15 protein-coding genes are annotated in these 15,244 nt (G+C 41.0%); 11 read left to right on the top strand and 4 right to left on the bottom strand.

The annotated features are described in order from the left end of the window. Window positions 1–7 precede the first annotated feature (7 nt). From QNH48_RS30080 to QNH48_RS30070, 3 genes are read left to right on the top strand one after another with little or no spacing between them, the layout of a single operon-like run. The gene (locus tag QNH48_RS30080; RefSeq protein WP_283953263.1) at window positions 8–931 is read left to right on the top strand and encodes an ABC transporter ATP-binding protein; all 924 of its coding nucleotides are present in this window, start codon (window positions 8–10) and stop codon (window positions 929–931) included. Further along, complete coding sequence (locus QNH48_RS30075) at window positions 921–1,526, top strand: ABC transporter ATP-binding protein (RefSeq protein ID WP_283953262.1); 606 nt, start codon at window positions 921–923, stop codon at window positions 1,524–1,526. Before QNH48_RS30080 ends, QNH48_RS30075 begins: the two co-directional genes overlap by 11 nt. A 47-nt stretch (window positions 1,527–1,573) precedes the next feature. Continuing rightward, window positions 1,574–2,794: a dicarboxylate/amino acid:cation symporter gene (locus QNH48_RS30070; protein WP_283953261.1), complete on the top strand. Its 1,221-nt coding sequence runs from the start codon at window positions 1,574–1,576 to the stop codon at window positions 2,792–2,794. Between the two features lie 36 nt (window positions 2,795–2,830). On the opposite strand, the gene gdhA is transcribed toward QNH48_RS30070, so the two are convergent. Further along, window positions 2,831–4,213, bottom strand: a complete 1,383-nt coding sequence (gdhA, locus tag QNH48_RS30065; RefSeq protein WP_283953260.1) for an NADP-specific glutamate dehydrogenase — start codon at window positions 4,211–4,213, stop codon at window positions 2,831–2,833. Window positions 4,214–4,355: 142 nt separating this feature from the next. On the opposite strand from gdhA, the gene gltC reads away from it, so the two are divergent. Beyond that, window positions 4,356–5,261 carry a glutamate biosynthesis transcriptional regulator GltC gene (gltC, locus tag QNH48_RS30060; RefSeq protein ID WP_283953259.1) on the top strand — a complete coding sequence of 302 codons (906 nt, stop codon included), beginning with the start codon at window positions 4,356–4,358 and terminating at the stop codon, window positions 5,259–5,261. Between the two features lie 28 nt (window positions 5,262–5,289). On the opposite strand, the gene pepT is transcribed toward gltC, so the two are convergent. Genes pepT through QNH48_RS30045 form a run of 3 tightly spaced genes read right to left on the bottom strand, consistent with a single transcriptional unit; the run spans window position 5,290 to window position 7,815 of the window. Beyond that, window positions 5,290–6,516 (bottom strand): peptidase T, encoded by a 1,227-nt coding sequence (gene pepT / locus QNH48_RS30055; RefSeq protein WP_283953258.1) that lies wholly within the window; start codon window positions 6,514–6,516, stop codon window positions 5,290–5,292. Continuing rightward, window positions 6,506–6,862 (bottom strand): hypothetical protein, encoded by a 357-nt coding sequence (locus QNH48_RS30050; protein WP_283953257.1) that lies wholly within the window; start codon window positions 6,860–6,862, stop codon window positions 6,506–6,508. The genes pepT and QNH48_RS30050 overlap by 11 nt, the downstream gene beginning before the upstream one ends. Before the next feature lie 2 nt (window positions 6,863–6,864). After that, window positions 6,865–7,815, bottom strand: coding sequence for a nuclease-related domain-containing protein (locus tag QNH48_RS30045; protein WP_283953256.1), 951 nt, complete (start codon window positions 7,813–7,815; stop codon window positions 6,865–6,867). 162 nt (window positions 7,816–7,977) lie between these two features. Here QNH48_RS30045 and QNH48_RS30040 point away from each other — a divergent pair, with 162 nt between their 5' ends. From QNH48_RS30040 to QNH48_RS30010, 7 genes are all read left to right on the top strand, one after another. After that, the gene (locus tag QNH48_RS30040) at window positions 7,978–8,601 is read left to right on the top strand and encodes a TetR/AcrR family transcriptional regulator (protein WP_283953255.1); all 624 of its coding nucleotides are present in this window, start codon (window positions 7,978–7,980) and stop codon (window positions 8,599–8,601) included. Window positions 8,602–8,613: 12 nt separating this feature from the next. Then, window positions 8,614–9,498: an ABC transporter ATP-binding protein gene (locus QNH48_RS30035; protein ID WP_283953254.1), complete on the top strand. Its 885-nt coding sequence runs from the start codon at window positions 8,614–8,616 to the stop codon at window positions 9,496–9,498. Between the two features lie 6 nt (window positions 9,499–9,504). Then, window positions 9,505–10,302: an ABC transporter permease subunit gene (locus QNH48_RS30030; protein WP_283953253.1), complete on the top strand. Its 798-nt coding sequence runs from the start codon at window positions 9,505–9,507 to the stop codon at window positions 10,300–10,302. Between the two features lie 20 nt (window positions 10,303–10,322). Next, a complete protein-coding gene (locus QNH48_RS30025; protein ID WP_283953252.1) occupies window positions 10,323–11,120 on the top strand; it encodes an ABC transporter permease subunit in 798 nt (265 codons plus the stop codon). A 69-nt stretch (window positions 11,121–11,189) separates the two neighbouring features. Next, a complete protein-coding gene (locus QNH48_RS30020; protein ID WP_283953251.1) occupies window positions 11,190–11,534 on the top strand; it encodes an ASCH domain-containing protein in 345 nt (114 codons plus the stop codon). Window positions 11,535–11,637: 103 nt separating this feature from the next. Further along, complete coding sequence (locus tag QNH48_RS30015) at window positions 11,638–13,368, top strand: ABC transporter ATP-binding protein (RefSeq protein ID WP_283953250.1); 1,731 nt, start codon at window positions 11,638–11,640, stop codon at window positions 13,366–13,368. Further along, complete coding sequence (locus tag QNH48_RS30010) at window positions 13,369–15,228, top strand: ABC transporter ATP-binding protein (RefSeq protein WP_283953249.1); 1,860 nt, start codon at window positions 13,369–13,371, stop codon at window positions 15,226–15,228. Window positions 15,229–15,244 lie beyond the last annotated feature (16 nt).

Raw genomic sequence — 15,244 nt, 5'->3', positions numbered from 1 at the left:
AAAGATAATGTCTATCCTAGAAGTTCAAAACTTGTCTATATCCTTTACAAAGTATTCAAAAGGATTAAGACAGGAAACCAATCAAGTCATTCATAACTTAAATGTGTCAATAAACAAGGGTGAAATTGTCGCGGTTGTAGGTTCAAGCGGATCGGGTAAAAGCTTATTAGCACACGCGATTCTTGGAATATTGCCGGGAAATGCAAACATGTCAGGCAGTATTTTTTATAATGGGGAAGTCCTTACAGAGCAGCGGAAAGCAGAATTCCGTGGTTCAGAAATCGTAATCATTCCCCAAACTGTAAAGTCCTTGGACCCATTAATGAAAATAGGTCCACAAGTACAAACTTCCGTTAGAAAGAAAAATGCTGTAACCGCACAAAGGAAAATTTTTGAGAAGTATAAATTACATCCACTTGTAGAAAAATTATTTCCTTTTCAATTATCTGGAGGGATGGCAAGACGTGTTCTCGTTTCGATGGCAGTCGTAAGTGAAGCGAATGTAATTATAGCGGATGAACCCACACCAGGGCTTGATGCGGAAGTAATCAAGGAGGCGGAAATCTCTTTTAGAGAATTGGCTAAAAACGGCAGTGGTGTCATGATCATAACTCATGATATTGATTTTGCCTTAAAGGTGGCAGATAAAATTGCAGTTTTTTATGCAGGTACAACCGTTGAGACAGCCCCAGTTTCTGATTTCTTTGGTGCGGGTGAGAGACTCAGACACCCTTATACAAAAGCACTGTGGAGAGCACTTCCTCAAAATGAGTTTGTTCCCATTAAGGGGTCACAGCCGCTAATAAATGATTTACCTAAAGGCTGTCCTTTTGCTCCACGGTGTGAACATGCTGCGTCTAATTGTTTAGAAGAAATGCCAGCTGAAAGAATAGTTCGAGGCGGGATGGTTAGGTGTCTGTATGCTACTTGAAGCTGTAAATGTCGGTTTTGGTTACCAGAAGAATAGTTGGACTTTTCGTCATATTGATTTGAGCGTAGCCAGAGGTGAAATAGTTGGCCTTGTCGGTCCAAGCGGCTCTGGAAAGACAACGCTTGGACGAATTCTTGCAGGCTACGAAAAGCCCTTGGAGGGGGCTGTAAAGCTAAATGGCTCTCCCTTAACAAGTACAGGCTACCACCCCGTTCAGCTTGTGTTTCAGCACCCTGAAAAGGCTGTGAATCCTAAATGGAGAATGAAAGATATCCTTCATGAAGGCTGGAATCCTGATGATAAATTACTAGAAAGGTTAGGGATTGAGCAAGATTGGCTTCGTCGCTGGCCGAATGAATTATCAGGCGGAGAATTACAGCGCTTTTGTGTGGCTAGAGCTCTAGGGCCTCAAACACAATTTCTTATTGCGGATGAAATGACGACCATGCTTGATTCAATTACACAAGCACAAATATGGCAGGTGGTTCTCGATATGGCCAAAGAACGTAATATGGGAATACTTGTAATCAGCCATGAGGCGCCGCTTCTAAATAGACTTTGCAGTAGAATTATTGATATTTCGCAAGTAAAATAAAACTCCGCAACTTAATTAGAGAAAGATCATCTAAGGAGAAAATACAAATGGAAAAATTAAAGAATTATCTTTTTCCTATCATCCTATTGCTATCCATTTTGCTTGGTGCAATTATAGGTCTAGTTATGAAGGAAGACGCTGTCATCTTACAGCCGATAGGCGATGTCTTTTTAAATCTTTTATTTACAATTATCGTACCACTGATATTCTTCACCATTTCCTCTTCGATCGCAACGATGAATGGTGCAAAAAGATTAGGGAAAATTATTGGCTGGATGTTTGGAACCTTCTTGTTTACAGGACTTATTTCAGCTATTTACATGTATTTTGTCGTAAAGCTCGTGAATCCTGGTGAAGGTGTTAATCTAAAACTGATGAAACCAGAAGGGGCGGAGGAATTAAATCCAGTCGCACAAATCGTTAAAACCTTTACAGTACCTGACTTTGTTGAATTGTTCTCAAGAAGCAATATGTTGGCGCTCATTGTGATTTCTATTTTGGTTGGATTTGCTGCACAATCCATTGGAGAACGCGGTAAGCCTTTTACCAGCTTTTTAAGCTCAGGCTCTGAAGTAATGATGAAGGTCGTATCCTTAATCATGTACTTAGCGCCAGTTGGTCTTGGAGCTTATTTTGCCACGCTGGTGGGGCAGTATGGTCCGATTTTATTAGGCTCTTATATTAAAGCGGGTGTAACGTATTATGTTGCTTCGATTGTTTATTTCTTTATTGCCTTTACGATTTATGCCTTTATGGCAGGCAAAGGTAAAGGAATTCGAGTGTTATGGAGTAATATGCTGGAACCTTCGATTACGGCGCTGGCAACCTGTTCAAGTGCTGCTGCTATCCCTGTTAACTTAGAGGCTTCAAAAAGAATGGGAATCAAGCAAGACATACGTGATACAACGATTCCATTAGGAGCAGCCTTGCACAAGGATGGATCTGTTCTCGGCGGCGTATTAAAGATTGTCTTCCTGTTCGGAATCTTTGATATGAATAACAATGGGATTGGAACGTTTTTCTTAATTATAAGTGTGTCTCTTTTAGTTGGAGCTGTTATGGGAGCAATTCCGAGCGGAGGTATGATTGGGGAAATGTTAATCCTAAGTTTATTTGGATTCCCGCCTGAGGCATTACCAATTATTGCTGCGATTTCTACGTTAATTGACCCGCCTGCTACGATGCTGAATGCAAGCGGGGATAATGTTGCGGGGATGATGGTTTCGAGAATGGTGGAAGGCAAGAATTGGCTTAAAAAAATTGCATAAAATAAGGGTGCTCCATCTCGGAGCACCCTTATGTTTTTAGATAACGCCCTGTGCGATCATTGCGTCAGCTACTTTTAAGAATCCTGCGATATTGGCGCCGACAACGAGGTTGCCTGGGTAGCCATATTCTTCGGCAGCATTCATACTGTTGCGATAGATATTGATCATGATTTGGTGTAATTTTGCATCAACTTCTTCAAATGTCCATGATAATCTTTGGCTATTTTGCGCCATTTCTAGAGCGGATACTGCTACACCGCCAGCATTTGCTGCTTTTCCAGGGGCAAATAAAATATCACTTTCTAAAAATACTTCAATCGCTTCAAGAGTGGATGGCATATTCGCACCTTCTCCAACTGCCTTAACACCATTTGAAACAAGTTGTTTAGCTGCTGAGTGGTCGATTTCATTTTGAGTTGCACAAGGCAATGCGATATCACATGGAATTGACCAAATACCAGAGCAGCCTTCGAAGTATTGAGCCTCTGGATGCTCAAGAACATATTCACTGATTCTTTTACGTTCCACTTCTTTAATTCGTTTCACCGTTTCAAGCTTGATGCCTGATGGATCATAGACATAGCCATTTGAATCGCTGCAGGCAACAACCGTTGCTCCTAATTGGTTTGCTTTTTCAATCGCATAAATAGAAACGTTTCCTGATCCAGAAACGACTACTGTACTGCCTTCAAAGCTAAGGCCCTTATCAGCAAGCATTTCGTGTACAAAGTATACAGTCCCGTAACCAGTGGCTTCAGTCCGTGCTAAACTGCCGCCATAACCAAGTCCTTTACCAGTTAACACACCTGCTTCGTAGGCACCGCGAATTTTTTTATATTGTCCAAACATATAACCAATTTCACGGGCACCTACGCCGATATCTCCTGCTGGTACATCTACATCAGGTCCAATATGACGGTATAGCTCTGTCATGAAGCTTTGCGTAAAGCGCATAATTTCGCCATCTGATTTTCCTTTAGGATCAAAGTCAGAACCACCCTTGCCTCCGCCAATAGGCTGACCAGTAAGGGAATTCTTAAGGATTTGTTCGAAGCCTAGGAATTTAATAATGCTTAAATTCACTGATGGGTGGAAGCGTAATCCGCCTTTATAAGGCCCAATCGCACTGTTAAATTGAACACGGAAGCCGCGGTTGACTTGAACCTTTCCTTTATCATCAACCCAGGGAACACGGAAAGAAATGACTCTTTCAGGCTCTACGATTCTTTCAAGAATACTTTGCTCCATGTATTTTGGATGTTTTGTAAAAACAGGAATCAGTGAGTCGAAAATTTCCTTAACGGCCTGTTGAAACTCAGATTCATATGGATTGCGGCACATTACTGTATTAAACACCTCATCCACATATTGAAGTGCTGTACTTTGATTATCTTGTTTTAACTGTTCAATTGTTTTCAAGTTACCCACCTCTTTAATGAGAATTTAAATTTTTAAATTATTAGAATATTAATAAGGAATATTTTATAATTAAATAACAATCTAAACAATGCTAATAATAGATAACATTCATCTCAAAATGAGATGAATGGAGGTGAACTCTTTGGAATTACGACAAATTCAATACTTTATGGAAGTGGCCAAGAGAGAACATGTTACGGAGGCAGCGTTGGCTCTGCATGTGGCTCAATCAGCTGTCAGCAGGCAAATTTTCAATTTGGAAACAGAGCTCGGTGTGAACTTATTTATCCGTGAGGGACGAAATGTCAAACTCACAATGATCGGACAGATGTTTCTAGAGCACATGGAACAAGCGATGAAGGTGATTGAGGAGGCACAACGGGAAATTAAAGAATACCTAGATCCCATGAAAGGTACGATTCGAATTGGTTTTCCCAGCAGCTTGGCGTCCCATACCCTTCCCACAACCATCTCAGCCTTTCGTGAACACTATCCTCAGGTGAAATTTCAACTAAAACAAGGCTCATATATCGAACTGATTGAGGGGGTTATTAATGGTGACTTTGATATGGCTTTAATTGGTCCTGTTCCAAAACAGGAAAAGAAGGTGTTAGGGACAACATTATTTACAGATAATATTGTGGCGCTCTTGCCCTCTACTCATCCTTTAGCCAATCAGAAAGCGATAAAATTAAATCAACTGCGTGAGGATTCCTATGTTTTGTTTCCAAAGGAATATGTATTACGAGAAATCATTGTTCGTGCTTGTGAGCAGATTGGCTTTCAGCCAAAGGTGTCCTTCGAAGGGGTAGATACTGACTCGATAAAAGGATTGGTATCAGCAGGTCTCGGTATCACCTTAATTCCTGAAATCACGCTGGTGGATGGATTTCCCAGGTCAACCGTTAAGATACCGATTATTGAGCCTGAGGTTAGCCGTACGGTCGGAGTTATTATCCCGAGGGAACGTAAGCTGCTCCCTACGGTCAGGCTCTTTTATGAATTCTTAAAGGATTTCTTTTCTAGATTAGACCGATATCAAATGTAAAAGCCCAACTTTTCAGCTGGGCTTTATTTTATGCCTTTTGTTCGAAAAGTTTCGTAATTTCGATGACGGTGTTTGCTGCCTTTATCATGTTATCTACGGAAATAAATTCATACTTTCCGTGGAAGTTTTCCCCGCCGGTAAAAATATTTGGAGTTGGAAGCCCCATGTAAGAAAGTTGAGAGCCATCTGTACCGCCGCGGATTGGTTTGATGAGCGGTTTAATGTCGAGGTTCTCCATTGCCTCTTGAGCGATGTCGACGATCTCCATTACCGGTTTGATTTTTTCACCCATATTGTAATATTGGTCCTTTAATGCTAGAAGAATGGTATCTTTGCCGTATCTTTCATTAAGAAGGTCGACAATGTTTTGCATCCTGCTTTTTCTTGCTTCGAAAATTTCCTTGTCATGGTCACGGATAATATAGTACATCTTCGTTTGCTCGACATCACCATTGAAGGAAATCAAGTGGTAGAAGCCTTCATAACCTTCCGTATGTTCAGGTGCTTCGAGTGCGGGCAGCTGGCTATGTAATTCCATGGCAATCTTCATTGAATTCACCATTTTGTCTTTCGCTGAACCTGGATGGATATTGGTTCCTTTGATGGTGATTTTCGCTGCCGCCGCATTGAAGCTTTCGTATTCTAACTCCCCAAGCGGACCACCATCCACCGTATACGCGTACTTGGCATTGAACGCCGCAACGTCAAACTTATGTGGACCTCTGCCAATCTCCTCGTCCGGCGTGAACGCAACGCGGACCTTACCATGCTTGATTTCTGGATGTTGAATCAGGTGAGCCATGGCAGTCATGATTTCAGCGATCCCCGCTTTGTTGTCTGCACCTAGAAGAGTCGTGCCATCCGTTGTGATTAGCGTGTGCCCCTTGTAGCTTGGAAGGGCTGGAAAATCCTTCGTAGTCATGATGACATTTGGGTTAAGTTGGATATCATTCCCGTCATAGTTTTCAATGATTTGCGGGTTCACGTTGGTGCCCGTGAAATCAGTTGCTGTATCGACGTGAGCTAGGAACCCAATGGTTGGCACCTCTTTATCCGTATTGGATGGCAGGGTCGCCATCACATACCCGTTCTCATCAATACTTACCTCTTCCATCCCAATCGACTTTAACTCCTCCACCAGCATGTTGGCCAATGTGAGCTGTCCTGGTGTCGAAGGACAGTTATCATTGCTCTCATTCGACTGAGTATCCACCTTTACATAGGAAGTAAACCTTTCAATAATCTCATTCTTCACGTTTGCAGCACTCCCCTTTCAATTTTTTACCACTTAATAATAGCATGTTGAGCCGGCTGGGTGAAATGGGAGATTGGGTTACTGAAAATAGGTATTTTTTAGTGTGATACTGGCGGATGGCGAGAAACACTGGCGGATAGCCGGAAACACTGGCGGATAGCGAGAAACACTGGCGGATAGCGAGAAACACTGGCGGATAGCGAGAAACACTGGCGGATAGCGAGAAACACTGGCGGATAGCGAGAAACACTGGTGGATAGCCGGAAACACTGGTGGATAGCCGGAAACACTGGCGGATGGCGAGAAACACTGACTGATGGCCGGGAATACTGGCTGATAAGAGCAAAATTACCTTTTTTTAGAAAAATCCATCCTATAGGACCTATCTCTGTAAGTGCCACAGGTTATCAAATCCATACTCTGTAAAATTCGCTTAGCAGTGTGTATGTCCACACCTAAAAACTCACGACACTCCCGATTGGTAATTGTTCTTTTAACCACTAAAAACCACTCGACTAAGGTTCCCTGATGAGCCAGATGATTGTTCACCTTACATAATGGACAATGCCAGGTCCTTGGCAATTTAATCATCCCGATATTCCCACAGGTTACACACCTCACCCCTGGTTGGATAGCGTCTTCTGGAATTTGGTACGAATCACAGATGGGTTTAGGTATGTAGGTTTGATGACTTTTAAGTATGTCGCTCGAAAGCTTGTTAAAAGTGGCGGTATCTAGCCCCTTTTCTTCCTGTGGAAGACTTTTGATAAAGGGTGGGATCAGGTTTGGAAATAATAGCTTGGTATTGGGTGGGGGAATTTCCACATGCTGCTTGGGATAGGCTAATACGATGGCACCATAAAGAGGGAAATCGATATTACGCTGTGATAGCCAAGCTGACATAAGCTCCATATTCCGTTCTAATTGCACTACTGGACTCTCATAATATTTAATTTGTCCGTCCTCCCGCTTTTGAATAAGCTGGGGCGGATTATCCCTGAATTCTAAACTACCGGCCATATTTTTGGTTTCGAAAATAATGCCAAAATAGGGTGTTTTGAAAAAATGGTCCATTTGAAAGTGGGTATCTGAAGAAAGGGATAAATCGTGGAAAATGTTGTTTTTAAATGGAAATCGGTACTTTTGAAGGACTTCAGCAACCCTTTGCTCGCCTCCAATACCTGCCTCAATAATCGATTGTTTTGATGCAAGAGTAGACACCATAGGATGCGTAGTGGAAAGCCTGCTTTGGGCAGCAATCAAGCCCTTTAATGTGAGTGAGTCAGAACGTTCTTTCATATTTCACCTCCACATGTATCCTAGCACATCCCTCTACTTAAAAATATGAATTTCATAATTTTGTAAAAAATATAACTTGTCTACTATTGACCAGGGGAGTCAACGGGAGTAAACTGTGATTGACTGAAGTGGTCAACGGTGAAAAGAAAGGGGGGTGCCAGTTTGTTTTCGAAGTTTTTTAATCTGGATCCTGAAAAACAGGATAGAATCATTAACGCTGCAATTAAGGAATTTGCCCAAAAGGGGTATGATAACGCCTCGACAAATGAAATTGTTAAGGAAGCTGGTATTTCAAAGGGACTTCTCTTTCATTATTTTAAAAACAAAAAGCAATTGTTTTTCTTCCTGTTTGATTATTGCTACAACTTGGTTGCCGATGAATTTTATAAAAAGGTCGATTTAGGTGAAAAAGATTTTTTTAAAAGGATTCGCCAGGCCGTCCTTATTAAAATGGATCTTCAAACGAAATATCCAGATATCTTAACGTTTATCCAAGAGGCATTTATGCAGGACTCACCGGAAATAAAAGACGAGTTTGATAAAAAGAAACAGGAACTTAACGCTGCTAACATAGGGATTATCTATGATGGGATCGACCTCTCTAAATTCAGGGATGATGTCGATGTCCAAAAAATATTAAAAGTCATTTCGTGGACGTTTGAAAAAATGAGTGATGAGGAGCTCCACAAGGCAAAAATGGTCCCTGGTCACAAGATTGATTATGAAAAAGTCTTTCTGGAAGCAGAAGAATATTTTGAGATTTTTATTAAATGCTTTTATAAATAGGGGGCTGTGAAGATGAATGTGATTGAGATTAAGAATCTAACAAAGACTTACGGCAAAGCAAGAGGTATTAGCGACATCAGCTTTAACGTTGAGGAAGGCGAGATTTTTGGCTTTATCGGTCCAAATGGTGCCGGGAAATCGACTACGATTCGGACCCTCCTTTCACTCATTTACCCTACCAGCGGCAGTGCGACTATTTTTGGAAAGGATTCTGTCCGATTTGCTCCTGAAATCAAAAAGGAAATTGGCTATTTGCCATCTGAAGTCTTTTATTACGACAATATGAAGGTGAAGGATCTATTAAACTATTCAGCTAGTTTTTATAAAAAAGACTGTAGTAAGAGAATAAAAGAGTTGGCTGAGATCATGAATTTGGACCTCAACAAAAGAATTGACGACCTTTCACTGGGAAATAAAAAGAAGGTTGGAATTGTTCAGGGGCTGCTTCATGAGCCGAAACTGATTATTCTTGATGAACCAACGAGTGGATTAGACCCTCTCATGCAGCAGAAGTTCTTTGAATTGCTTGAGGAAGAGAATAGAAAAGGCGCGACGATTCTATTTTCCTCTCATATTTTAACGGAGGTTCAGCGCTTATGTAATCGTGTGGCGATTATTAAAGAGGGCAAGATTGTAACAGTTGAAAAGATCAGCACTTTAAAGGAAAACACCTATAAAAAGTTCAAGATAGAAACAAAAGCGAAGCCAAATCCTGAGTATTTCAACCTCGCAGGAGTAAATAAGTTAGAAACAAAGGAAAACATGACAAGCTTTTTATTCAAAGGAAATATTAACGAAGTCATGAAAAAAATAGCGGACATTGAAATTAGTAATCTATGGATTGAAGAGCCGGACCTTGAGGAGATTTTCATGCATTACTACGAGAAGGAGGCATAAAAGACGATGAATATTTTGTTGCATGAATTGAGGGCTTATCGAAAGTCTACAATCATTTGGACGATATCATTAATTGCCATAGTAGCTTTATTTATGTCACTTTTTCCTTCTTTTACAAAGGATGCAGAGGAGTTTACAAAGCTGCTTGAAGGGTATCCGGCACCACTAAGAGAAGCATTCGGGATTAATCTCGATAATTTCTTTTCGATTCTTGGATTCTACTGTTATGGGCTTTCCTTTGTAACACTTTGCGGAGCGATTCAGGCTATGAATCTAGGAACGAGTATAGTCAGTAAAGAGGTTCGCGAAAAAACAGCTGATTTTCTGCTAACAAAGCCTGTTACACGGACCGCTGTTTTGATTAACAAATTATTGGCGGCACTGATTTCAATTATTCTAACCAATATTGTTTATATAGCCGCGGCCACATTCATTGCCTCACAAGTGAAAACGGAGGAGTTTAGCGTGAGTATTTTTATCCTCCTTTCATTGACGGTCTTTTTCGTACAGTTGATTTTTTTAGCTATAGGGATCATCATTTCTGTGATTGTACCTAAGATAAAATCTGTGTTGACGATTTCGCTCGCAACCGTTTTTGCCTTTTACTTTTTAGGAATGTTTAGTGCTACTTCCGGTGATGAAGTGAAACGATATCTTTCTCCCTTTAAATATTTTGACACGGCTTATATCATCGAAAAGTCTAGTTACGAAGCTTCCTTTTTGATTACCGGAGCAGTTGTTATTGTTTTAGCTATTGGGGCTAGCTTTATCGTATATGCCAAAAAGGATATTCACTCGGTTTAATAAGGAGGGGTGATGTTGAAATGAATATATTTTTAAAAGAAATGAAGTCACATCGAAAATCGCTTGTTTTTTGGAGTATTGGTGTTTTTCTAATGGTTGCGTCTGGGATGGTTAAATATGAGAGTTTATCTTCTTCTGGCCAGCACATGAATGAAATGCTGGCGGGTATGCCTAAATCGATGCTTGCCATATTGGGAATAGGTGATTTTGATATTTCAACAGCAACCGGTTATTACGGGTTACTATTCATCTATTTGCTATTAATGGCAACCATTCATGCTGCGATGCTGGGGGCAACGATTATTGCGAAGGAAGAGCGCGACAAAACCTCGGAGTTTTTATTTGTTAAACCCGTCTCAAGAAATCGGGTTATTACAGCAAAATTGCTGGCAGCATTTTTAAATATCCTAATTTTGAACTTGGTTACCTTTGTTTCATCCGTGGGATTGGTAGGGAAATACAGCAATGGTGAAGTGGTTACCAAGGATATTGCGATCACAATAGCTGGTATGTTCATTGTACAGCTCCTATTTATGGTAATCGGCAGCTCCCTTGCAGCTGTTAAAAAGAAATCGAAAAATGCAGCTTCCTTAGCAACCGGTGTTCTTTTGCTTACGTATGTCATCTCGGTTGCGATTGACTTGAATGAAAATATAGAAAGCTTAAAATACCTCACTCCGTTTAAATATTTCGAAGCTAAAAATGTGATGTTTGGCGGAGGGTTTGAGTTCATCTTTGTACTATTATCAGGTGTTCTGATTACTGCTCTTACGGTAGCGACATTTTTATTTTATAAAAAAAGAGATTTGAATGTGTGAGTATGCTTTTTAATAATATGGTGATAGTGTAAAATAGGAAAGTCGAAATGGAAATAGGAGGAAAAGTATATGCAAAATGAAAACACTACGCTGCCGCCAAAATCATGCTCAATTGAACGTTTAGTTACCATGGAAAGTGATGTAAAATTGGTGCTTTCCGGTAAGAAGACAGCAACAAGACGAAATGGAAGATATGCAGATCCAGGAGAAATCATGACGTTAGAAGGACGTCAATTTATTGTGGACCGAGTTTACTCACAAAGCTTAGGTGAACTGACAGATAATGACGCACGCAGTGAGGGTTTCTCAACGGTTGAAGAATATAAGCAATCGATTCTTGCCTATCACCCTGGAATGCCGTGGCTTCCGCATATGCGTGTTTGGGTTCATGAGTTTCGCCCTCTAGAAGATTAAGTAAAAGTATGAGTTCTTTTCATAGAACTCATACTTTTTTTGCTATAATATCTTTATCATAATGTTCAAAAGATTTCCAAATGGGTGTTGGGGTGAAGTAGTAATGGGGTTTTTAGCGAAATACATAAGGAAGTATTGGAAGTCTTTTAGCTTAGCAGTATTATTTTTAACCTTTGAAGCCTTTAGTGATTTGATGATGCCAACGATCATGGCAAAAATTATTGATGTCGGTGTTGCAGGCAGAGATATAGATTATGTACTGAAAATGGGTGGATTGATGCTTTTGATTACGCTTTTTGGTGCAGTTGCGGCTTCGACTAGAAGTATCATTGCCAGCAATGTCTCACAAAGCTTTGGGGCCGAGTTAAGGTCGGATTTATATAAGAAAATTCAAACGCTGTCCTTCAAAAATATTGACCGCTTTGAACGCGCGTCGTTAATCACAAGGCTGACAAATGATGTGACTCAAGTGCAGGTTTTTGCGAATGGCTTAATGAGGATTTTTGTTAAATCTCCGTTATTAGCAATCGGGGGATTAATCATGGCGACTCGGCTAAATCTCCACTTATCGGTCGTACTAATTGTCGTTGTCCCGATTGTGGCCATTTTTATCATTCTAAACCTAAAACTTGGATTCCCCATGTTTTCAAAAGTACAAAAGGCACTTGACCGAGTGAATGGTGTCATGCGTGAATACTTGTCCGGGGTGCGTGTTGTCAAAGCGTTCAATCGTTTTGATGTCGAGGTAAACAAGTTTGAGAAAACAAATGATGATTTTAAAAAGCAATCGATTGCTGCCACGAGGCTGATGGCTGTGTTCAGCCCGGCGATTATGCTGACGGTTAACCTCGGAATTGTTGCTGTCCTCTGGATTGGCGGCTTTGGCGTGACAAATGGCAATGTTCAAGTAGGTCATATTATCGCTTTTATCAACTATATGACCCAAATTCTGTTTTCACTGATGATGATTTCGATGGTATTTAATATGTTTGTCCGTGCAAAAACCTCGGCTGTAAGGATTAGCGAAGTATTTGCCCAGGAAGATGATTTAACTTGGAGGGATGAAGTGGGCGAAGCCCCTGTTGAACAAGGAAGAATCGATTTTAACAAAGTTTTCTTTTCTTATGAAGGGACAAGCGGTGAACCTGTGCTAAAGGATATTAACCTGACCATCCTGCCGGGAGAAACAGTCGGAATCATTGGTTCGACAGGCGCTGGTAAAAGCACCCTTGTCGGCTTAATTCCCCGTTTTTATGATGTGAGTGCCGGAAGTATTAAAGTAGATGGTGAGGATATCCACCTTGTGGATCCTAAGAGGCTAAGAGAGAAAATTGCTTTTGTCCCGCAAAAAAACATTCTTTTTACCGGGAGTGTTGAGGAAAACGTTAAATGGGGAAAAGAAGATGCCTCAATGGAAGAAGTTGAAAAAGCGGCAGAGATTGCTGGCGCACATGATTTTATCACCTCCTCCCCTGAAGGGTATCAAACAAGGATCGGTCAAGGCGGAGTTAACTTTTCAGGTGGTCAAAAGCAGCGAATCTCGATTGCGAGGGCATTAATTAAAAATCCCAAGATTTTAATATTAGATGATAGCACCAGTGCGGTTGACGTTACCACAGAGGCAGGTATTAAGGCTGGATTGAAAAAATATGCAAAAGGGCTGACGTGTCTCCTTATTGCTCAGCGAATTACCTCGATTATGGATGCTGATAAAATAGTTGTTATGGATCATGGGGAAATTGCTGGGATCGGAAAACATGAAGAATTATTAAGAGACTGTAAGGTTTACCAGGAAATCTATCAATCACAAGTGGGTAAGGAGGTGGCTCTCTAAATGTCGAAGGAAGCAAATCAATCAAGTAACGCACCACCTTCCCTCTCACTTCCAGGAAGACCTGGCTTTGGAGGCCATCGCCGGGGCGCCCCAATTGTAAAACCAAAGAACTTTAAAGAGACGATGCGAAGGTTATGGCATTATTTTGGCAATGAGAAAAAAATGCTTAGCATTGTGTTTTTGTTCATTCTTTTTAGTTCAGCACTATCGCTGCTCTCTCCGTTCTTAATCGGAAAAGCGGTTGATGCCATAAGCCTTGACAACAAAGTTGATTTTAGTTTTCTTGAAGTAATGATCGTTATCCTTATCTCGGCCTATATTTTAGATGGTGTATTGACGTTTATGCAGGGCTGGCTAATGGCCGGTGTCTCACAGCGAATTGTAAAAAGGCTTCGGGATGCATTGTTTAGAAAACTCCAAAACCTCCCCGTCTCCTTTTTTGACAAACGGACACATGGAGAATTGATGAGCAGGCTTTCAAATGATATCGATAATGTCAGCAGTACCATCTCACAATCGACGACACAGCTGATGTCAGGTGTCATTGTGATTATGGGTTCGTTTATTATGATGCTGATTCTTAGTCCGATTTTGACAGTGGCGAGCTTACTGACCGTTCCCCTTGTCTTTCTCTTAACTAAGACGATTGCCAAAAGAACAAGTGTCTACTTTAAGGATCAGCAAATCCAGCTTGGGAAGTTAAATGGACAAATTGAAGAAACGATTTCGGGTATAGAGGTTGTTAAAGCATTTAATCATGAGGATAAGGTTATTTCTGAATTTGAAGAGGTCAATCAAAAGCTGCGTGAGGTTGGCCTTAAGGCGCAAATTTGGTCCGGCTTTCTTATGCCCATCATGAACGTGATTAATAATTTAGGCTTTGCGATTGTGGCGGTTACGGGAGGATTTCTTGCTGTAAAGGGCATGATTACCATCGGTGCGATTGCAAGTTTTATTACCTATTCGAGGCAGTTTGTCCGGCCGCTCAACGACCTTGCCCAAATTTTCAACATGCTGCAATCCGGTGTAGCCGGTGCCGAGCGAGTTTTTGAAATTCTCGATGAGCAAGAGGAGCCTGATGATAGAAAGGATGCCATTGTGTTAGACAAGCCAAAAGGGCAAGTTGTTTTTGAAAACGTCAGCTTCGGCTATCGCGGCGATGTACCGATTTTAAAAAATGTTAGTTTTGAAAGTGATATTGGGAGCAGTACGGCATTAGTCGGCCCGACTGGAGCGGGAAAAACGACGATTGTTAATTTGTTGACACGTTTTTATGATGTCACCGAGGGCAGAATTTTGTTAGATGGCCATGATATTAGAGAATATACACGTGACAGCTTGAGAAGCTGTTTTGGATTTGTTCTGCAGGATACCTATCTGTTTTCAGGTAGTATTAAGGAGAATATTAAGTATGGAAAGCCTTCGGCAAGTGATGAAGAGGTCGTCACTGCTGCGAAAATGGCCAATGCGGATTCTTTTATAAGACGATTGCCCAATCAGTATGATACAACCCTTTCAGAAAACGGCGGAAACTTAAGTCAAGGGCAGCGCCAGTTGATTGCCATTGCCAGGGTTATTCTTGCAAAGCCCGCAGTACTGATACTAGACGAGGCAACAAGCAGTATTGATACCCGTACCGAGCTTCATATTCAAGAGGCGCTGTTAACCTTAATGGAGGGGCGTACTAGTTTTATTATCGCTCACCGGTTAAACACGATTCGTGATGCGGATAGCATTATGGTAATTGAAAAAGGACAAATCCTAGAAAAAGGAAGTCACGGTGAACTCATGAACCAGCAGGGGAAATATCATAATATGTTCTTTAACCAATTTAAAAATGTTGAAATCTCTGTAGATTAATGAAATAACTATCGTA

It is taken from the genome of Neobacillus sp. YX16 (assembly GCF_030123505.1).
Classification (GTDB): domain Bacteria; phylum Bacillota; class Bacilli; order Bacillales; family Cytobacillaceae; genus Neobacillus.
This window is presented reverse-complemented; position numbering and strand designations above follow the sequence as displayed.